This window comes from Paraburkholderia sp. CNPSo 3281 (genome assembly GCF_024206515.1).
In the GTDB taxonomy this organism is placed as follows: Bacteria; Pseudomonadota; Gammaproteobacteria; order Burkholderiales; family Burkholderiaceae; genus Paraburkholderia; species Paraburkholderia nodosa.
Genome location: NZ_JAMBPS010000032.1, coordinates 1 through 17369, shown reverse-complemented (window position 1 = coordinate 17369; position 17369 = coordinate 1). Strand labels below are relative to the sequence as shown.

The following is a 17369-nucleotide window of genomic DNA, read 5'->3' as shown; positions in this document are numbered from 1 at the left end:
TCATCGGTCAGCCCTCCCGCTTGCCGAGCAACCCGCGCGGTCGCAGGATCATCATGAGCACCATGAGCAGATAAGGCAGAATCGGCGCGACCTGCGAGACCGGCATGCGCCACAGCGACGAGAGCGTCGTGCCGTCCGTGACCGTCACGCCAACGAGTGAGAACAGATCGGAGAGCGAGGCATCGATCGTGACGGCGAAGGTCTGCATGATGCCGATCAGCAGCGACGCGATGAACGCGCCCGGCAGCGAACCCATGCCGCCCACCACGGCGATCACGAACACGATGGTGCCGACCGACTCGGCCATCGAAGGCGACGTGACGAACGCGTTGCCGCCAATCACGCCGGCGAGGCCCGCCAGCGCGGCGCCGCCGCCGAACACCAGCATGAACACGCGCTGCACGTTGTGCCCGAGCGCCTCGACCATTTCCGGGTGCGTGAGCGACGCCTGAATGACGAGACCGATGCGCGTGCGTGTCAACAGCAGATACAGCGCCGCGAGCATGGCGATCGAGATGAGCATCATGAAGGCGCGATACTTCGGAAACTCCGACGTGTACACCTTGAACAGCGCCCCGTTCAGTTCGGGCGGAATGGCGTACGGCACCGCCGCCAGTCCCCAGACCAGCTTGACGCCCTCCACGATCAGATATGACAGGCCGAAGGTGAACAGCAATTCCGCCACATGCCCATACTTGTGCACGGTGCGCAAGCCGAAACGTTCGACGAGCGCGCCGACACACGCCACGAGCGCCGGCGCCACCACGAGCGCCGGCCAGAAACCGATCTTGCTGGCAATGGTGTAGGCAAAGTAGGCCCCGAGCATGTAAAAGCTGGCGTGCGCGAAATTGAGCACGCCCATCATGCTGAAGATCAAGGTGAGGCCCGAGGAAAGCATGAACAGCAGCAGCCCGTAGCCGATGCCGTTCAACAGAGAGATGGTCAGGAATTCCACTGCCCGATGATCCTTGTGAAGTGTCGTAGCGAGAGCACGTTCAGCCCGGGCGCTTCATCTGGCAAGTGGTCGGCTGCGTTGCCGCGGTCGGCCCAAGCTGGACGTCGGTGCGCCAGCCATAGCCGGTGTTCTCCTGGTCGTACTTTACCGTTTTGCCGTCCGCCTTGGTCCATGTCGCGATCACGAGCGACTGTTGCGCCTGGTGATCGGCAGCGCGCATCGCCACCGGACCGTTCATGCCGTCGACCGTCATGCCCTCCATGGCCTTGGCCACCTTGACGGGATCGGTCGACTTCGTTGCGTTCATCGCCTTGCTCAGCATTTCGATGGCGGCATAGGCCGTCGCCAGGTAATAGTCGTCGTTGTACTTCTTCTTGTAGCCCTCGATGATCTGCCCAACCACGGGCGGGTTGTTCGCCGTGTTCGGGCCGAACACGCCCACGTACTTCACATGGTCGGCGCCGGACGCGCCCATGGCCGTCGGCACGCCGGTCGTGCCTGCGTAATAGGTGTAGAAGTTGGCCGTCACGCCCGCGTCCTTGCTCGCCTTCACGAGCAATGCGAGGTCGCTGCCCCAGTTGCCCGTGACCACCGTGTCGGCGCCGGACGCCTTGATCTTGGTGGTGTAGGGCGAGAAGTCCTTCACGCGCGCGAGCGGATGAAAATCGTCGCCGACGATCACGATATCCGGGCGCTTGCTTTTCAGGTCCTCGCGCGCCACGCGCGAAACGTCGTGTCCAAACGAGTAGTCCTGATTGATGAGGTAGACCTTCTTGATGTCCTTGTCGCGCGCGAGGAACGTGGTGAGCGCATCCATCTTCATGTCGGCGTTGGCGTCGAAGCGGAAGTGCCAGTAGTCGCACCGGGCGTTGGTCATGGCCGGGTCCACCGCGGCGTAGTTCAGGTAGACGATTTCCTTGCCCGGATTGCGCGAGTTGTACTTGGCGACCGCATCCTCCAGCGCGAGGCCGACCGACGAGCCGTTGCCCTGCACGATATAGCGAATGCCCTGGTCGGCAGCCTGGTTCAGCAGGGTCAGGCTTTCCTGCGGCGAAAGCTTGTTGTCGAATCCGACCACCTCGAACTTCGTGCCGTTTGCCCAGTTGTGCTCGTTGGCGTATTCGGCCGTGTATTGCCAGCTGTGCAGCTGATTTGTTCCGAGTGACGCCATCAAGCCGGACAGCGGATCGATAAAGGCAATCTTGACCGTCTGCGCTTGCGCGGCCCCTCCCGACAACGCCGACGATACCACCGCACCAACCAGCAACGAGCGCAACATCCTCATGGACTGTCTCCTTTGTTTGGGCATTTCTTATCGAGCGTGAATTTTCTGTCCGACCGTGCGATTTTTCGCTATATCACCACATTCCTGGCGCTAATGACAGCACTCCAGGGAAATCGCTGACGCGAGCAGGCATAGCGAATCATTGCGACTGGCTTACGGTTAGCCTCGGTCCGTTTGCGATGGCTCAACCCCGCGTTCGGGACCTCAGGCCCGGCGCAACCGGGGCTTGACGCCCGCCATCCGCCGCGCAGGCTCGAGAGAAGGCGAGCGCTCGGTCAGGGACGGCGCAGCATGATCCTCGTCAAGCTTTGCACCCTTGAATTGTTGTCGGTAGGCCACCGGCGTCAACGCTTTCGTGGCCTTGAACTGCCGGTTGAAATTCGCGGCGTTGGGAAACCCCGAGCGGGTGGCGATCACGGAGATGGGCATCTGCGTGTCGGACAACAGCCGGCAGGCGTGGCCGATTCGCACCCGCGCGATGTACTGCCCCACGCTTTCGCCCGTGTGCTGCACGAAATGTCTCGTCAGCGTGCGTTCGGACAGACCCGCGGCCTTGGCGAGCGTCGAAAGCCGCAAGGGTTGCGAGAACTGCGTTTCGATCAGCGCAAGCACCCGGTTCAGTTGCTCGGGCTCGTAGCCCGAAGACGCGCCAACGCGGCCTTCGAACGCGCTGGGCGTCGCCAGCTGGGTAGCCGGTAAATCGGACAGCCAGGCGAGGATCTCCAGCACGGCAGCCAGACGCCCGCGCGGGTCCGCCGACAAAAGATGGTCGAGATAGCCGCGCATATGCGCGCCGGCGCCCTCTTCGAAGACCAGTCCACAGGCCGCGCGACGCAGCAGGTTGCGCAGGTTCGCGTATTCCGGGCAAACGTCGGCGAGGCGCTGCACCCAGCTGCCTTCGAACCAGATGACGATGGCGACCTGCGAATCCGCCGGGTCGATCGAGCGATTGGACGACCACGTGTGCGGCATGTCCGGCGGGACCAGGACGAGATCGTCGGCGCCATAAACGGTGACTGAATCGCCGATATAGCGCTTGCCCTGGCTGTTCATCGTCAGCGTGAGTTCGTATTCCGGGTGGTGATGCCACTCGAACGGAATGCGCGGCAAGCGCCGGTGGTAAACCCGCACCGAACACCTGCTGCCGAAGTCGACGTGCTCGTACGCTGCTTTCATGGCCGAAACTACAAAAAGATTGACTTGATAATATCACCGGCCAAGGCTGCGCCGGCGTACGCTCCCATCATTCGAAATCACCAAGGTGGAGACAACGACATGGCTTTGCATATCGACGACCTGCCCGCGGCTATCCGCCAGGCCAAGCAGGAACTGCGGGAAAAACTGCCCAACTACCAGGCCGTGTTCGCCGAGGTCGAATCGGCCATGCACGAACAGGCGCATCGCATTGCCCAGCTTCGCGACCGGGGTGAGCCGGTTATCCCCGAAATCGCCTTCGCGGACATCGTCGGCAACCGGGTGAGCGTGGAGCAGATCGCGCTCGTGAAGGCGCGCGGCGCCTGTGTCATCCGCAAGGTCTTCGACCGCTCGCTCGTGGAGCAGTGGGACAACGAGATTGCCGACTATGTCGAGCGCAACGATCTCGACCGCAAGCTGCTTCATCGCGCCGAAGACAAATACTTCGGCCAGCTGGCCTCGAGCAAGCCGCAGATCTACGGTGTCTACTGGTCGAAGCCGCAAGTGCTGGCGCGCCAGTCGCCGGAACTCACGCAGGCGCGCGTGTTCCTGAACCGGCTGTGGCGCACCGAGAGCGAAGGCCGCGTGCACTTCGACCCGGATCACGTGCCGGTTTATGCAGACCGGCTGCGCCGCCGGCCGCCAGGCTCCGAGTCGCTGGGGCTTTCCGCGCATTGCGACGGTGGTTCAGTCGAGCGCTGGATCGAAGCAAACTTCCGCAAGGTCTACCGCCACGTGTTCTCCGGAAACTGGCGCGACTATGACGCGTTCGATGCGGCGTGGCGCACCGCGGTCGAAGAGATTCCGTCACCCGCTGTCTGCTCGATGTTCCGCACGTTTCAGGGCTGGACGGCGCTCACGCAGCAAGGCCCCGGCGACGGCACGCTGCAACTCGTGCCTATGGCGAACGCGATGGTCTACATCCTGCTGCGCGCGCTGCAGGACGACATTGCCGACGACGACCTGTGCGGCGCGATGCCGGGCCGGGCGCTCTCGATCAAGCCGGAGTATCACGCGCCGCTTTTCCACGCGCTTTCGTCGATCCCACTGATGCAACCGGGCGACACCGTTTTCTGGCACAGCGACGTCATTCATGCCGTGGAGGATGCGCATCGCGGCAAGGGCTACAGCAACGTGATGTACATCGCGTCGGCGCCGTCCTGCGCCAAGAACGACGCGTATCTCGCGCGGCAACTGCCGAGCTTCCTCGAGGGCAAGAGTCCGCCGGACTTCCCGACGGATCATTTCGAAGTCGATTTCCTCGGGCGCGCAACGGTCGACGACCTGACGCCGCTCGGACGCATGCAGATCGGGCTGAAGACCTGAGCTTGCGTCAGTCGGTCTTGCTGAGCGCATTGCGCACCGCAACCGCAAGCTCGTCGTATCGATAAGGCTTGCTAATGAGCGCGACGCCTTCGTCGAGCTTGCCGTCGTGGAAAATGACGTCGCGCGTGTAGCCAGAGGCAAACAGGACCTCGGCGTAATACGGCGGCCCGCTCGCAATACGAGCCAGTTCGCTGCTTCTCACCGTGCCCGGCGTCACGACATCCGTGAACAGCAGGTCGAAACGCTGGCCGTTCTGGATCAGCTTGAGCGCACTTTCGCCATCTTGCGCGGAGAGCACCTTGTAGCCGAGCTGGGCCAGCATTTCGATCGCGGCAATGCGCACGTCGGCATCGTCTTCGACCACGAGAATGGTCTCGCCGCCGCGCTCCTGTCTCGCAACGGTCGGCTTGTAAGCGTCGTATTCCGCCTCCAGGCTGCGCGGGAAATAGAGGTTGACGGTCGTGCCCTGGCCTTGCGCGCTTTCGATGACAACGTGGCCCGAACTCTGCGCCACGAACCCGTGCACCATGCTCAAGCCCAGTCCCGTCCCCTGGCCCTCGGCCTTGGTCGTGAAGAACGGCTCGAACACGCGCGCTTTTACGTGGTCGGGCATGCCGCTGCCCGAGTCCGAAACGCACAGACGCACATATTCGCCCGCTGGCACGCCGTCGCGGCGCGCCAGTTCGTCGTTGCCTGCGTCGATGTTCGCGAGACAAACGCAGATGCGTCCCGGTCCGTCTATCGCGTCGCGCGAGTTGATGACCAGATTCAACAGCGCGCTTTCCAGTTGACTTCGGTCTGCACAGATATTCCAGCTCTCCTGCGCGGGCACGATGGCGAGTTCGATCGTCTCCGGCAAGGTCCGGTGAAGCATCTCGGCGATGCCTTCGACCAGCCGGAAGGGATTCAGAACGGCCGGCGCGAGCGGTTGCCTGCGTGCGAAGGCCAGCAATTGCGCGGCGAGTTTCGCGCCGCGCGACACCGCGTTGCTGACCGCCGCCACGCGCCGCTCGAGCGCGACGTTGCCTCGCGTAGAAAGCTCGATGAGTTGCAGGTTGGCGGAAATGACCTGCAAGACGTTGTTGAAGTCGTGCGCCACGCCGCCCGTGAGACTGCCGATCGCCTCCAGCTTTTGTGCCTGACGCAGCCGCTCCTCCATTGCCACGCGCGCGCCCACTTCCTCGGCGACGCGCTGCTCCAGTGTCTGGGTCAGTTGCAGCAGCGCGTCTTCGGCCACCTTGCGCTGCCTTTCCGCCTGCACCTTCGCGGTCGTTTCGAACACGATGGCGATGACGCCCGCCGGCCGCTCGTCGTCTTCGAAAACCGGGCTGTAGCTCAGGTCCAACCAGACGTCTTCGGCGTGACCTTCGCGATACAGCACGAGCTGCTTGTCCTGGAAGGCCAGCGTTCCACCGGCGAGGCACGTATCGACGACATTGCGGTTGAACGCCGCCACCTCTGGCCAGCCGGTTTCGACCGGTTTGCCGAGCAGGAACGGATGCCGGCCGCCCGCGAAAACCGCGTAGGCGTCGTTGTAGACCATCGTGCCTTCGTGTCCCCAAAGCATGACGAGCGGAGAAGGCGAGGCGAGGAGCATATTGATCGCGGCGACGAGGCTCGCCGACCACGTTTCGCGGGGGCCGAGCGCCGTGTCGCTCCAGTCGAATGCGGCGATGCGCTCCGCCATTTCGCCCGGCCAGCGGGTCAAGGGGCGCTCGATCGGCGGTGGAACTTCCTTGTTCATGACGCGACTCGGCTCCCGGGACACGCTGCTGGATTTCGGAACGGCGATGTTCGTGGAGGATTCGACGCTGCGCACGAGCGAGGCAGGGTGCGCAATTCTCGTTCCAGCACCCGGCGCGGGCCGTCAAGATCGCCACGGAGGGCAACCGGTGCCGAAGCGGCAGCCGCTCAGACCGGCGTCACAGGCAGGCCAGCAGGTCTTCGAGCCGCACGGGTTTCGTCAGACATTTGTCGAAGCCGGCTGCTGCAGCCTTGGCCGCGATGTCCGGGTCGGTGTGTCCCGACAGCAGAACGTACCGGGTATGCGACAGAGCGGGGTTGAGCCGAAGCTGGTCCACCAGTTCGCCGCCGCTCATGTCCGGAAGCCTCCAGTCCACGAAGGCAAGTTCGGGAAGGAACAATCCGGCAACGAGCAGGGCCTCATGTCCATCGGCGGCGCATCGGGCTTGATGACCTTCGAATTCGACGAGCGCCGCGAGCGCATCTGCGACGTCGCGGTTGTCGTCGATTAGCAGGATTCGTTTTGGCATCGGGTACAAAAAACTGGCTGGAGAGCGGGAGCGACACAGTCAGGACTCGACCGTGGGTCGCCTTCGAGTGTACCCGGATTCCGTCAATGGCAAACGCCCGCGCCGCCTCGCGCCATGGGTCGGAGTCCGGCGTCCTGAATTCATCGGTGTACTGAGCAATACGCAAACCGGTTTGAACAGTGGCAACGGAGCAGGCGCATAACTCGTTGTTACCAATCTCGCAGCGCCGTTGCACCTGTGTCCGGCGGCGGCGCCTACACTCGAAACCGTGCTCATCAAAAAAACGCACGCAGCGTGCGAAGGAGTTGCGATATGAAGAGGACGATTCTCGGCCTGGTCCTGGGCGCAACGGCGTTGGCGGCTTCGACCGCTGCATTGGCCCACGTGGATGTGGCCGTGGGCGTTGGCGTGCCAGGCGCGGCCTATGCGCCGGCTCCCGTCCAGGCCGACTGGCGAGGCGACGACGACTGGCGCGCGCGGCGTTGGCGGGAACACGAATGGCGCGAGCACGAACGTCGTGAGCATGAATGGCGCGAGCGGCAGTGGCGCGAACGCGAATGGCACGACCGGGGCCGTTGGGACTACTGACCCGGGTCAGCGCAGGGCGTCCAGCAGCGCCTGAATGGGATGACGCAGCTGGCGCCCGCGCAAGCGCTTCACCTGGCAGCGGCACGAATAACCCGTGGCGAGCAGTTCTTGCGCCCCCTGCGTCGACGTCGATGCCGCATCGACATGTCGCGCCCAAGATTGCTCGAAGATCGTTTCCGAGGTCGCGCGATTGCGCGCCTCGTGGCCGTAAGTGCCCGACATGCCGCAGCAACCGCTGGCCTGCGTCGTGAGCGTGAGGCCAGCCGCCGCGAAGACGTCGTTCCACAGGAGCGTGGCAGCGCTCGCGTTGGTGCGCTCAGTGCAATGCGGTAGCAGACTGAACGAGCCAGACGCTCGCGGCGATGTTGCACGCGTGCGCAATGCGCCGATCAGCCATTCCTGTGGCAACTGAACCTCGGGTACTGTTTCGATGCCTTCCATCTTGCGGTATTCCTGGCGGTACACGAGCGTCATTGCCGGGTCGATGCCGACCAGCGGCACACCCGTTCTGGCAAGCACGGCCAGTTGCGCCACATTGCGCCGCGCAGCCCGGCGAAACTGCGGCAGAAACCCCTGTACGTGCAGTGGCTTGCCGTTCGGCAGATAAGGTGCGACGAAGACCTTGAATCCGAGCCGCGCGGCGACTTCCAGAAACGCGGCGGCGACCGGCGTTTCGAAGTAGCGCGTGAACGCGTCCTGCACCACGATCACGCTGTGCTGGCGCTCGGCAACGCCGAGCATCGAGAGGCGTTCGGGCGTTGCGACCTCCGCTCCCGAGAGGCGCAGCGCATCACGCCATGACACCGGGCTCAACAATGGGCTATCGATAAGGCCCAGACAGCGCGCAAGCACCGATTTGACGAGACCCGCGCCCATCACCGCGTTGTAGACGCTTCTCGCTCCTGGCACCGCCGCGACACGCGGCACGGAGAATTCAAGCGCGCCAATCAGATAGTCGCGCAGCGGCCGCAAATAGCGCGTGTGATACAGCTCCAGAAAGCGGGCGCGAAACTCTGGCACGCTCACTTTCACGGGGCACTGCCCCGCGCATGACTTGCACGAGAGGCAACCCGCCATGGCGTCATACACCTCATGCGAGAAGTCTTGCTCGCCCTGGCGTTTGCGTATGCTATTGAAGATGCGCACCGGCAACGCCGCCGCGGCTGGCACAGCCGCGAGATCCGCTCCGGCATCCTGTTGCCGGCGCAACCATTCACGCATCAGCGAAGCCCGCCCCTTCGGCGAATGCACGCGGTCGCGCGTGGCTTTCCACGACGGACACATGGCGTCGTTTGGGTCGAAGTTGTAGCAGGCGCCGTTGCCGTTGCAGTGAACGGCGTCGGCATTGGCCTGCCAGACACGCTCGTCTATGCGCCGGTCCAGTTCGCCGCGCAGCGTCGTCGCGTCGATCTTCAACAGCGCCGCACGCGCCGTCGCCGGCGTGGCGATCTTGCCGGGATTGAGCTGATTGTGCGCATCGAATGCCGCCTTGAGCCGCTGCAGCGCGGGATACAAAGGCCCGAAATACTCCGGCACATACTCCGAGCGGACGCCCTTGCCATGCTCTCCCCACAGCAGGCCGCCATACTTCATCGTCAAGGCGGTCACGGCATCCGAAATGGGGCGCACGAGTGCGGCCTCGTCGGGATTGCGCATGTCTAGCGCGGGGCGCACGTGCAGCACGCCGGCGTCGACGTGGCCGAACATGCCGTAGCGCAAACCAAAACCATCGAGCAGCGCCCGAAACTCCGCAATATAGTCAGCGAGATTTTCGGGCGGTACGGCCGTGTCTTCCACGAAGGGCTGCGGCCGGCTCGCGCCGCGGGCGTTGCCCAGCAGGCCCACCGCACGCTTGCGCATCGCATAGACGCGATGGATCGCCGCCTCGCCGTCGGCGATCGTATGTCCCAGGCGCCTGACGCTCGCGTCGGCGCCCAGGTGCGCGGTGAACGCCGCCACGCGCGCGCGCACTTCGTCCGCATCGTCGCCGCTGAATTCGACCATGTTGATGCCGCTCGCACCGCCTTCGATGTCTTCGTCGTCGGGGAAATAGTCGGCCACGCTTTGCCAGACGCTATCCTCGCGCGCCAGCCGCAGCACCGTGGCGTCCACGGTTTCGATTGAGAGCGGACGATGGGCCATCAACGCGCGCGCGTCGCGCAGGGCATCCATGAAACCCTCATAGCGGATATTGACGAGCGCGGCGTGCTTCGGAACCGGCAGCACATTCAGCGTCGCCTCGACGATAAAGCCGAGCGTGCCTTCCGAGCCGCACAGCACGCTATTGATGTCGAAGCGCCCTTCGCCGTCACGCAGATGGGCGAGGTCGTAACCTGTCAGGCAGCGGTTCAGTTCGGGAAAGCGCTCGCGTATCAGGCCGGCTTCGCGCTCGCTGATGTCCCGCGCGGTGCGAAAAACTTCGCCGACCTTGTCCTCGCGCGCGCAGAGCGCCGTCAGTGCGGCATGATCGACCGGCGCGCTCGACAGACACGCACCGCCGACCAGGACCGTTTCCAGCGCGAGCACATGGTCGCGTGTTTTCCCGTAGGTGCAACTGCCCTGCCCGCTCGCATCCGTGCTGATCATGCCGCCGATGGTCGCGCGGTTCGAAGTCGATAGTTCCGGCGCGAAAAAGAGTCCGTGCCGCTTCAGTTCGGCATTGAGCTGATCCTTGACGACACCCGCTTCCACTCTGGCGGTACGCGCGACGGGATCGATTTCGAGGATCCGGTTCATATGCCTCGACATATCGACCACGATGCCTTCGGTCAGCGACTGCCCGTTCGTGCCCGTGCCGCCGCCGCGCGCCGCCACCGCCACGCCGCGGAACGCCTCGCGCCCGAGCAGGCCCGCGAGGCATACGACGTCCTGCGCATGGCGCGGAAACACCACCGCTTTCGGATAGCGCTGATAGATCGAATTGTCCGTGGCCAGCACCGTGCGCGTCGCGTGAGTCGCATCCACCTCGCCTTCGAAGCCCGACGTCTTCAATTCATGCAAAAATTGACGGATCAGCGGGTTGCTGAATTCGCCGATGGCAAGCGGGGCAATTGTCATATCGTTCTCGAAGTCTCGCCTTGGGCGTACCATTCCCTTTCTGGCAAGGCATTGTCGCGTTCCCGCCGGCACCGGGCAAACGTATATTCGTTGGGTTGATCATGAGGTTTATGAATGAATTTCCGCAAGCTCACGCCTTCCATGTCGCTGCTGCTCGCGTTCGAAGCGTCCGCGCGGCATGAGAGCTTCACGCGTGCGGCTGAGGAGCTGTCGCTCACGCAGAGCGCCGTGAGCCGCCAGGTTCAGGCGCTCGAAGCGATGCTCGAGCTTGCGCTCTTCACGCGCGAGGGCAAGCGCATCATCCCGACGGATATCGGCCGCGCCTATATGGCCGAGATCTCGCACGCGCTCACGCTGATCCGCAGCGCGACGCTGCAGGCCCTCACCTCCAACGCGCCGAAAACGCAGCTGCGCGTCGCGACCCTGCCGACGTTCGGCGCCAAGTGGCTGCTGCCGCGCCTGCACCGCTTCTACCAGGCGCACCCCGATTTGCAGATCGATCTCGACTCGCGCATCGAGGCCGCCGACTTTTCGACCCAGGACCTCGACGCTGCCATCGTGGTGGGCGACGGCCGCTGGCCGGATGTGACGGCGCACCGGCTCTACGCGGAAGATCTGGTGCTGGTCGGCAACCCTGCCGTGTTGCCCCTCGCGCGAAAATCGAGGCGCAGGGCCGCCGCGCCAACCATCGAATCCCTCGAAGGGCTCACGCTGCTGCGCGTGCGCAGCTTTCCCGACGCGTGGCGCGAATGGTGTGGGCACTTCGGTTTGCCTCACGACGCGCTGCGGCCGGGCCCGAGTTTCGAGTTGACCTCGCATTTGATCCAGGCAGTCGTGGCCGGTATCGGCGTAGGCCTCGTGCCGCGCATGCTGGTGGAAGACGAATTGAGGGAAGACCGGCTTCTCAGCCCATTCGAAGCAGTGCCAAGCTCGCGCTCGTATTACCTCGTCTACCCGGAGCGGGTTCAGCGCCATCCCGTGCTGGTTGCGTTTCGCGACTGGCTGCTGCAGGAGCTTGCGGGGCAGCAGTGACTTCAAGGTTGCATTCGCAAGGGGATGCGGAATGAAATTTGCTGCGCCACCACCATGGCGAATGTTCAGCAGGCGCTGGCCGAGCTGGCGCACGCCACTCATGCCTGCGTGAGGCGCGCTCAGCGGCCAGCCTTCACCGCCGGCACACCCGCCACCAATGCCGCACCACTCGCCACCAGCAACGCCGCGAGCAGATACAGCGCGTTATCCATGCTGCCCGTATGCGTCTTGATGAGCCCGATTGCCCACGGGCTCACAATGCCGCTTGTAATGCCGATACTGCTGATGAGCGCGATGCCCGCAGCGGCGGCCTTGCCCGAGAGATACGCCGAAGGCACCGCCCAGAAGATCGGCAACGCGGCGAAGATCAGCACCGCTGCGATCGAAAGAATCGCCATCATCGCGGCGAAGCTCGCGAGATGCAGCGTGAGCAGCGCCAATGCCATGCCGCCGCCTACGGTGCACGCCGCGAAATGCCAGCGCCGTTCGCCACGCCGGTCCGAGCGGCGCGCGATCCACATGAGGCCCACCGCACCCACCGCATTTGGAATGACGGTGTAGAGGCTGATCGCCAGCACGTCATGCACGCCGAAGTCGCGGATCATGAGCGGCATCCAGAAGTTCAGCGTGAGCGAGGCACAGGTCAGCGAGAAGTAGATGAACGCGAACAGATACACGCGCGGGTTGCGCAGCGCCGCCCCGAACGAACGCGTGGAGTGCGCGTGATCGCCTTCGCCGTCGCGTTGTGCGAGGAGTTGTGCCTTTTCTGCATCGGTCAGCCACCGCGCCTTCTCGGGTCCGTCCACGAGCCAGAACGCCGCCATGAGGCCGAGCAGCACGGCCGGCAGCCCTTCGATCAGGAACATCCAGCGCCAGCCGGCGAATCCCGCCACGCCGGCCATGTCGCGCATGATCCAGCCCGAGATGAGGCCGCCCAGCACGCCCGCCACCGCCACGCCCGCGAAGAAGATCGAGAACACGGCTGCGCGGCGGCGCGCAGGATACCAGTACGTGAGATAGAGCACGATACCCGGAAAGAAGCCCGCCTCGAACACGCCCAGCAAAAAGCGCAGCGCATAGAACTGCGTGGGGCTCGACACGAACATCATGCTGGTCGAGGCAATGCCCCACAGCAGCATGATGCGCATGAACGTGCGGCGCGCGCCGAAGCGCGCAAGCAGCATGTTGCTCGGCACTTCGCACAGCACGTAGCCCACGTAGAACACGGCGGCGCCGAGCCCGTACATCGCGTCGCTGAAGCCCAGGTCGTGCTTCATCTGCAACTGCGCGAAGCCGATGTTGATGCGGTCGAGGAACGAGACGACGTAACAAACGAACAGGAACGGGATGACGCGCGCGGAGACCTTGCGATAGAGCGCGTCTTCTTGCTGCGAGGAATGTTGCGCGGACGTAGCGTACGCGCGTGCGGCTTCGGACCGGCGGTCCGGGGCAATCGATTGGGGCATCTGCCTGTCTCCAAACATGACTCCGGTTCACCCAGGCGGGCCCGGGCAGACCGTTGATGCGCGGCGTCTTGTGCGCCTTGCGCGGCTCGCCGGGACGCGTACGGTTCACGCGTCTCCAGGCATTGAGGCCGATCATAGGTGAGGCAGGTTTAATTTGTCAATGGCGAATCGCTTTGCTTTACGCTAATTATGGTTTGTCTTTAGATGAACATGTCGACGGTACGTTGACCCACGGTTTCGTCACACAAAAGCCGGTTTGCAAACGCAATGCGCTCGCCCCAATAAAAAAGCGGCGCACCGCGAGGTGCGCCGCATCGTTACCGCGAGGGCTTTCGCGTCCTAGTGCTTCAGGAAGTCGATCACCATGCGGTTGAAGGCTTCCGCATGCTCCCATTGTGCCCAGTGGCCGCAACGGTTGAACACGTGCAGTTGCGCGTTCTGCATGCCCGCGAGCAAACGCAGGCCGATATCCATCGGCACGAAGCGGTCGTCGCGGCCCCAGATCACGAGCGTGGGCGCGGCGATTTCGCCAAGGCGCGGGCCATAGTCGCTGAACTGCTTCGGGAAGGCGACGAGGCTCTTCACGAAGTTTTCCAGGTGGTCGCGGCGCGCGAGCATATTGTCGAGGCGCGTTTGCATCAACTCGTCGGTGAGCGCGCTCGCGTCGTACACGAACACGTTCATCATGCGCTTGAGGTTCTCGATCGTCGGATCGCGATAGAGACCTTGCAGCAGCTTGATGCCTTCGGTGGGCATCGGCACGAAGCTGCTCGGGCCGCCGGTGCCGCCGCCCATCAGCACGAGCTTGCCCACGCGTTGCGGGTTCGCCAGTGCGAACGCAACGGCGCTATGCCCGCCCATCGAATTGCCGAGAATATGCACGCGCTCGATGTCGAGCACGTCGAGCAGGCCCTTGAGCACGCGGCCGTTCAGGTCCGAGCGCGAGCTCGTGCAGACGAGCGGGTCGCTCTTGCTCCAGCCCGGGCAATCCATCAGGATCACGCGGTAGCCGGCCGCGACGAGCGGTTCGACGTTGCGGTTGAAGTTGGCCCAGCCGCTCGCGCCCGGACCCGAGCCGTGCAGCATCACAACGGTTTCGGCGCCAGCGCCTGCGTCGTTGTAGTGAATCTGGAACTCGACCTCGCCGTCCTTCACTCGCGCGAACTTGCTCGTCGAGGCTTCGGTGATTGCTTGTGCCGTACCCGTCATGATGACCATCCTTTAAAACGTATTAACCCATGCGGGAGAAGGCGCGTGCCTTCTCCCGTTCACATTCACGCGCCCTGTGCGCCCAGCGCGCTGCGCTGCCTGAATGCACCCACCACGCTGAGCGCGGCAAGGGCCGCGATCACGACGAGCGGAATGCTCGAACCCACCAGCATCGACGGGCTCTGGCCGAGTGCAAACAGCTGTCCCGCCACGAGCGGCCCGAGAATCGAGCCTAGACGCCCCACGGCCACTGCCGCGCCCACACCCGTGCCGCGTACTTCCGTGGGGTACGCATGGCCCGCGAATGCATACAGCACCGACTGGCCGCCCACGATAAAGAAGCCGCACAGCAGGCCGCCCACGGCCGTCGAGCTTGCGCCGCCCGCGCTTGCGAGCACGGTGAGCGCCGCCACGATACCCACGTACATGCCGATCACCGTGCCGCGGCGCCCAAAGCGGTCCATGATCGTTGCGATCGCAACGGCGCCGACGCCACCGCCGATGTTGAACAGCATCAGCACGAGGTTCGACTGCACGCGCGTGAGGCCGCGCGCGAGCACCATCGAGGGCAGCCAGTTCATCAGGAAGTACAGCACGATCAAGGTGCCGAGGTAGCTGATCCACAGCGCAATCGTGGTACGCGCGCGGCCCCCTTGCCAGAGCGCTTGCGTCACGCTCGGTGCGCCTTCCCTCGCGACCTTCGACGCTTGCGCGGCGACGAACTGCTGCGACTCGCGCAGGAACAGGCCAAGCAGCGGCACCATCACGATCGGGCCGAGACCGCCGACGTAGAACACGTGGCGCCAGCTCGCGTCGCCCGCGCCGAGCATGCCGATGACGGCGGCGATCGCCGCGCCGAACGGCATGCCGCAATACATCGCACCCACTGCCGTGCTGCGCTGCTGCTCACCCGCTGCCTCCGAGCACAGCGCGATCAGGTTCGGCATGGCCGCGCCGAGACCGAGACCCGTGAGCAGACGCGCGACGAGCAGGCTTTCGAAATTCCACACCATGGTCGTGGCGAGCGAGAAAAGGCCGAACAGCGCCACCGACCACATGAGCACGCGTTTGCGGCCAAAGCGGTCGGCAAGCCGCCCGCCCAGCGCCGCGCCCGGCAGGAGGCCGATCGCGCCTGCGCTGAACGCCCAGCCCATTTGCGCGACGGCGAGATGAAACTCCTTCGCCATACGCGGTCCCGCTACGCCCGCCGATTGCAGGTCCAACCCTTCGAGCAGCGCAATCGCCAGACACAGGGCGATGGTCGCCTTGCTGCTTGCTCCACTTCCTCCAGCACTACGGTTTCGCGACGTCATAAAAAGTCTCCATGTATATATACGAGCCGCTCTTTCCGGCGGCTATAAGTGGCAACGCCGCGCACCACCCGAAGGCGATGCGCGGCGCGCTTGATCAGGACTGCAATCCTTGCCGGCGCTTTTTCAGATCGAGCGCCACGTCGACGATCATGTCTTCCTGACCGCCCACCATCCGGCGCTTGCCCAGTTCGACGAGAATGTCCACCGTCTTCAGGTCGTACTTCTTCGCGGCCACTTCCGAGTGGCGCAGGAAGCTCGAATACACGCCTGCATAGCCGAGCGCGAGCGTTTCGCGGTCCACGCGAACCGGGCGGTCCTGCAGCGGGCGCACGATGTCGTCGGCGGCGTCCATCAGCGCGTAGAGGTCGGTGCCATGATTCCAGCCCATGCGTTCCGCCGCGCCGATGAACACCTCGAGCGGCGCATTGCCCGCGCCCGCCCCCATACCGGCAAGCGACGCATCGACGCGATCGCAGCCTTCTTCCACCGCCACGATCGAGTTCGCCACGCCCAGCGAGAGGTTGTGGTGCGCGTGCATGCCCGTTTGCGTTTCGGGCTTGAGCACCTGTTTGACGGCACGGAAACGGTCGCGCACGTCGTTCATCGTGAGCGCGCCGCCCGAATCGACCACGTAGAGGCAGGTCGCGCCGTAGCTTTCCATCTTCTTCGCTTCGACCGCGAGGTTTTCCGGCGTGGTCATGTGGCTCATCATCAGGAAGCCCACGGTGTCCATGCCCAGTTCGCGTGCGTATTCGATGTGCTGCTTCGAAATGTCGGCCTCCGTGCAGTGCGTGGCGATACGCACCACGCGCGCGCCCGCGTTGTACGCGGCCTTCAGGTCGTGAATCGTGCCGATGCCGGGCAGGAGCAGCGTGGCGATCTGCGCATGCGTAACCACGTCGGCCACGGCTTCGATCCATTCCAGGTCGCTGTGCGCGCCGAAGCCGTAGTTGAAGCTCGAGCCCTGCAGACCGTCGCCATGAGCGACTTCGATGCTGTCCACCTTCGCACGGTCCAGCGCGCGGGCGATGTCCTGCACGTTCTGGATCGAGTACTGGTGGCGGATGGCGTGGCTGCCGTCGCGCAGCGTCACGTCGGAGATGTAGAGTTTCTTGCTCATGGTCTTATTCCGCCACGCTCAGAAGCGTCTGCGCCATGCGTTCGGCGGTGGCGAGCGCGGCGGAAGTCATGATGTCGAGATTGCCTGCGTAAGCGGGCAGATAGTGCGCGGCGCCCTCCACTTCGAGGAACACCGAGGTCTTCAGGCCGCTGAACTTGCCGAGGCCCGGAATATTCAAGGGCGCGTTCGCGGGAATCTCGTCGAACTGCACCTTCTGCTTCAGGCGATAGCCCGGCACGTAGGCATGCACCTTCGCGACCATCGCTTCGATGGACTGCTCGACCTTCGCGCGATCGGCCATTTCGGAGAGCGTATAAACCGTGTCGCGCATCATGACCGGCGGCTCGGCCGGATTCAGCACGATGATCGCTTTGCCCTTGGCGGCACCGCCCACCACTTCGATCGCCTTCGAAGTCGTTTCGGTGAACTCGTCGATGTTGGCGCGCGTGCCGGGGCCCGCCGACTTGCTGCTGATCGACGCGACGATTTCGGCGTAGTGAACCTTCGCGACGCGCGACACCGCCGCGACCATCGGAATCGTGGCCTGACCG

Annotated in this window: 14 protein-coding genes; 3 read left to right on the top strand and 11 right to left on the bottom strand. The window is 64.2% G+C overall.

The window, feature by feature from the left end; translation table 11 throughout:
* Positions 1-7: 7 nt before the first annotated feature.
* The 3 genes from M3I56_RS26135 to M3I56_RS26125 form a co-directional block, all read right to left on the bottom strand.
* A complete protein-coding gene (locus M3I56_RS26135) occupies positions 8-955 on the bottom strand; it encodes a branched-chain amino acid ABC transporter permease (RefSeq protein ID WP_254356402.1) in 948 nt (315 codons plus the stop codon).
* A 40-nt stretch (positions 956-995) separates the two neighbouring features.
* On the bottom strand, positions 996-2240 hold the full coding sequence (locus M3I56_RS26130; RefSeq protein WP_254356401.1) for a branched-chain amino acid ABC transporter substrate-binding protein: 1245 nt from the start codon (positions 2238-2240) through the stop codon (positions 996-998).
* A gap of 204 nt (positions 2241-2444) precedes the next feature.
* Positions 2445-3416, bottom strand: a complete 972-nt coding sequence (locus tag M3I56_RS26125) for an AraC family transcriptional regulator (protein ID WP_254356400.1) — start codon at positions 3414-3416, stop codon at positions 2445-2447.
* Between the two features lie 99 nt (positions 3417-3515).
* Between M3I56_RS26125 and M3I56_RS26120 the strand changes: the two genes are divergently transcribed.
* Complete coding sequence (locus M3I56_RS26120) at positions 3516-4760, top strand: DUF1479 domain-containing protein (RefSeq protein WP_254356399.1); 1245 nt, start codon at positions 3516-3518, stop codon at positions 4758-4760.
* Between the two features lie 7 nt (positions 4761-4767).
* Here the strand turns inward: M3I56_RS26120 and M3I56_RS26115 are convergent, their stop codons facing one another.
* Both M3I56_RS26115 and M3I56_RS41695 read right to left on the bottom strand, forming a co-directional pair.
* A complete protein-coding gene (locus M3I56_RS26115) occupies positions 4768-6504 on the bottom strand; it encodes an ATP-binding protein (RefSeq protein ID WP_254356398.1) in 1737 nt (578 codons plus the stop codon).
* Positions 6505-6682: 178 nt separating this feature from the next.
* Entirely contained in the window at positions 6683-7033 is a 351-nt protein-coding gene (locus tag M3I56_RS41695; protein WP_375541791.1) for a response regulator, read from the bottom strand.
* A gap of 312 nt (positions 7034-7345) precedes the next feature.
* Between M3I56_RS41695 and M3I56_RS26105 the strand changes: the two genes are divergently transcribed.
* A complete protein-coding gene (locus M3I56_RS26105; RefSeq protein ID WP_028202834.1) occupies positions 7346-7621 on the top strand; it encodes a hypothetical protein in 276 nt (91 codons plus the stop codon).
* A gap of 6 nt (positions 7622-7627) precedes the next feature.
* Here M3I56_RS26105 and M3I56_RS26100 read toward each other — a convergent pair whose 3' ends face one another.
* Positions 7628-10678, bottom strand: a complete 3051-nt coding sequence (locus tag M3I56_RS26100; RefSeq protein WP_254356396.1) for an FAD-binding and (Fe-S)-binding domain-containing protein — start codon at positions 10676-10678, stop codon at positions 7628-7630.
* A 114-nt stretch (positions 10679-10792) separates the two neighbouring features.
* On the opposite strand from M3I56_RS26100, the gene M3I56_RS26095 reads away from it, so the two are divergent.
* A complete protein-coding gene (locus M3I56_RS26095; RefSeq protein WP_254356395.1) occupies positions 10793-11710 on the top strand; it encodes a LysR substrate-binding domain-containing protein in 918 nt (305 codons plus the stop codon).
* A gap of 119 nt (positions 11711-11829) precedes the next feature.
* On the opposite strand, the gene M3I56_RS26090 is transcribed toward M3I56_RS26095, so the two are convergent.
* From M3I56_RS26090 to M3I56_RS26070, 5 genes are all read right to left on the bottom strand, one after another.
* Positions 11830-13176: an MFS transporter gene (locus M3I56_RS26090; protein ID WP_254356394.1), complete on the bottom strand. Its 1347-nt coding sequence runs from the start codon at positions 13174-13176 to the stop codon at positions 11830-11832.
* 339 nt (positions 13177-13515) lie between these two features.
* Complete coding sequence (locus M3I56_RS26085; protein WP_254356393.1) at positions 13516-14385, bottom strand: alpha/beta fold hydrolase; 870 nt, start codon at positions 14383-14385, stop codon at positions 13516-13518.
* Positions 14386-14450: 65 nt separating this feature from the next.
* Positions 14451-15698: a 3-(3-hydroxy-phenyl)propionate transporter MhpT gene (gene mhpT / locus M3I56_RS26080; protein WP_254356392.1), complete on the bottom strand. Its 1248-nt coding sequence runs from the start codon at positions 15696-15698 to the stop codon at positions 14451-14453.
* A gap of 94 nt (positions 15699-15792) precedes the next feature.
* Complete coding sequence (dmpG, locus tag M3I56_RS26075) at positions 15793-16818, bottom strand: 4-hydroxy-2-oxovalerate aldolase (protein WP_254356391.1); 1026 nt, start codon at positions 16816-16818, stop codon at positions 15793-15795.
* Between the two features lie 4 nt (positions 16819-16822).
* Positions 16823-17369: acetylating acetaldehyde dehydrogenase (locus M3I56_RS26070; RefSeq protein WP_254356390.1), on the bottom strand; the 547-nt coding region annotated here is incomplete at its 5' end.